General features: G+C 76.5%; 2 protein-coding genes. One reads left to right on the top strand and one right to left on the bottom strand.

Features of this window, described 5'->3' with window-relative positions; translation table 11 throughout:
• On the bottom strand, positions 1 to 819 hold an 819-nt coding region (locus L1885_RS26470), incomplete at its 3' end, for a DUF4429 domain-containing protein (RefSeq protein WP_235799689.1).
• 382 nt (positions 820 to 1,201) lie between these two features.
• Between L1885_RS26470 and L1885_RS26465 the strand changes: the two genes are divergently transcribed.
• Entirely contained in the window at positions 1,202 to 2,857 is a 1,656-nt protein-coding gene (locus tag L1885_RS26465) for a beta-N-acetylhexosaminidase (protein ID WP_372482033.1), read from the top strand.
• The last annotated feature ends 94 nt before the right edge of the window (positions 2,858 to 2,951 follow it).

Here is a 2,951-nt window from a genome sequence, read left to right as displayed (position 1 = left end):
GCCGCCCGCCGCCCGGCCCGGCCGGTCCCCCCGGCCCGCCCCGGCCGGCGACTCGATCGTGCGGCGCGCGATCCCCACGCGTCCCTCCCCGGCAGCCGTGCCGCGCGCGGCACGGGCCGGGTGCGGGAGGCGGGCCGCGACCGCCGCGCCCACGAGGGCGATGGCGGTGTCGCTGCGAAAACCCCACAGCTCCACGGTGTACGGGTCGTGCCCGGCGGCGGGCGCGCCGGGCGACGCACCGGAGGCGGTGCGAAAGCGCAGGTGGCCGTCGTCGAGGCCGACGCTGGGCCGCCACTCCACGGCGGCCACCTCGGACAGCGGCAGGGTGCGGGGGCCGCCCGCGGACTTCTCCGGCCGCGTCTTCCAGTTCCACTCCAGCCGGATCAGCTCGCCGTCGAACGAGGCCGTGCCGTCGCCCGCCGCCACGGAGACCGGCACGGCCGGGCCCGGCAGCAGGTACCGGTCGACGGGAGCGGCCGGCACGTCCGCCAGCAGCAGCGTGCTGCGCACCCGCTCCGCCAGGTGCTCCGCGACGTCCGCCCGCTCGCTCTCCACCCTGAGCCGGTAGGGGTCCGACGCCGCGTCGAGCCGGCCCGCCGCCACCTGCAGCAGGGGATCGGCTCCGGGGCGCAGCCGCACCCGCAGCCGACCGGCGCCCCGCCCCCGCTCGTACGCGATCCCCGCCAACGCCCGCAGCGGCACCACGACTTCGCCGAGCTGCCGGCGCAGCGGCGAGATCCCCCCGGCGGTGCCCGGCGCGATGCGCAGGCTGTCGCCGTCGAAACTCCAGGTGCCGTCCTTCTGCGAGATCTCCACCATGTGCGGATTCTTCCACCGCTTCGGGGAGGCGCGGCAGCCCCGGACGGACGCGCGCCGCCGGGGCCGGAGCGGGAAGACCAGGGGCCGTGCGGGCCGAGCGGGGGACCGGCGGCGCGGGCGTCGCGGCCGGAGCCGGCGCGGGGGCCGTCCGAGGGCGGGGAAGCGGTGCGGGCGGCAGGTCGCTGCCGGCGGGCCGTCAGTTCTGGCCCGTACCCGTCCCTTGACGGGACAGCGGTCCCCGCGTCCCATGGAGTGGGACGGTCCGCCGCCCGCCGGCAGCCGTTCGCTGCTCCGCACCCGTGAGCCGCGCCCCCCCGGCGGCCCGGACCTGCTCGCCGCACCCGCTTTCGCACCGCGTTCTCGACACCCCCACGTCGAAGGGATGCCCGTGAGACTGCACAGATCCATCCGCGCCCTGCGCACCCCCCGGATCGCCGGCTCGCTGCTGCTCCTGCTCACGGCCGGCGCCGGCGCCCTCGGCGCGGCGCCCGCCACGCAGCACCCGGCGGCGCGTCCGCTCGGCCAGATCGTGCCCGAACCGGCCCACGTCCGCCCGGGCGGCTCCCCGTTCACGCTCGGCGCCGGGACCCGCATCGAGACCGAGGGCCGCGGTGCGGGGGCCCGGGAGGCCCGCCAGGTCGGCACCTACCTGGCGGGTCTGCTGCGGCCCGCGACCGGCTACCGGCTGCCCGTCGTGGACGCGCCGCGCCACTCCTCGCGCGGCTCCCTCACCCTGGACCTCGACCCGCGCGGCGACGCCGCCCTCGGCACCGAGGGCTACCGCCTCGACTCCGGCCGCGACGGGGTCACCCTCACCGCCCGTACCTCCGCGGGCCTCTTCCACGGCGTGCAGACCCTGCGCCAGCTGCTGCCCGCGTCGATCGAGAAGCACAGCAGGCAGCGCGGCCCCTGGCAGGTCGCGGGCGGCACCGTCACCGACGTGCCGCGTTACGCGTACCGCGGCGCGATGCTCGACGTGTCGCGCCACTTCTTCACCCCCGCCCAGGTGGAGAAGTACATCGACCAGCTCGCGCTCTACAAGATCAACGAGCTGCACCTGCACCTGTCGGACGACCAGGGCTGGCGCATCGCCGTGGACTCCTGGCCGAGGCTCGCCACGTACGGCGGGAGCACGGAGGTCGGCGGCGGCACCGGCGGGTACTACACCAAGGCGCAGTACCAGCAGATCGTCGCGTACGCGGCCTCCCGCCACCTGGAGGTCGTCCCCGAGATCGACATGCCCTCGCACACCGAGGCCGCGCTCGCCTCGTACCCGGAACTGAACTGCGACGGCGTCGCGCCGCCCCTGTACACCGGCACCGAGGTCGGCTTCAGCTCGCTGTGCGTGCCGAAGGCCGTGACGTACGACTTCGTCGACGACGTCGTACGGGAGCTGGCGGCGCTCACCCCCGGCCGCTACCTGCACATCGGCGGCGACGAGGCGCACTCCACCAGCCAGGCGGACTACGTGGCGTTCATGGACAAGGCCCAGGCCGTCGTCACGAAGTACGGCAAGCGCGTGATGGGCTGGCACCAGATGACCGCGGCCCGGCAGTCGCCGGGCGCCGTCGCCGAGTACTGGGGCACGGACACGACGGGCGCCGCCGAGCGCGCACAGGTGGCGAAGGCGGCCCTGGCCGGCACCAAGGTGGTGCTCGCGCCCGCCGACCGCTCGTACCTCGACATGAAGTACACCGACGACACGGTGCTCGGCCAGGACTGGGCGGGCACGGTCGAGGTGGACCGCTCCTACGGCTGGGACCCGGGCACCTACCTCGCGGGAGCGGGGGTCCCGGCGAGCGCCGTCCTCGGGGTCGAGGCGCCGCTGTGGTCCGAGACGCTCACCGACAACGCGGACATCGAGGCGATGGCGTTCCCGCGGCTGCCGGGCATCGCGGAACTCGGCTGGTCGCCCGAGTCCGCGCTCGACTGGAACACCTACAAGGTGCGGCTCGCCGCGCAGGGGCCGCGGCTGGCGGCCATGGGCATCGACTTCTACCGCTCGCCCCTGGTGGACTGGCCGGCCTCGGCCCGCTGATCCGGGCACGACGCGCGAGGGCCCCCGCGTCCGCCGGGGCCCTCGCGCGGGGCGCCCCCCACCCGGCCCCGCCGCCCGGCACGTCGCGAGCGGC

It is taken from the genome of Streptomyces fuscigenes, from assembly GCF_021556455.1.
GTDB lineage: Bacteria > Actinomycetota > Actinomycetes > Streptomycetales > Streptomycetaceae > Streptomyces > Streptomyces fuscigenes.
The sequence above is the reverse complement of the archived record's forward strand: the minus strand, read 5'-3'. Positions and strand labels throughout refer to the sequence as shown.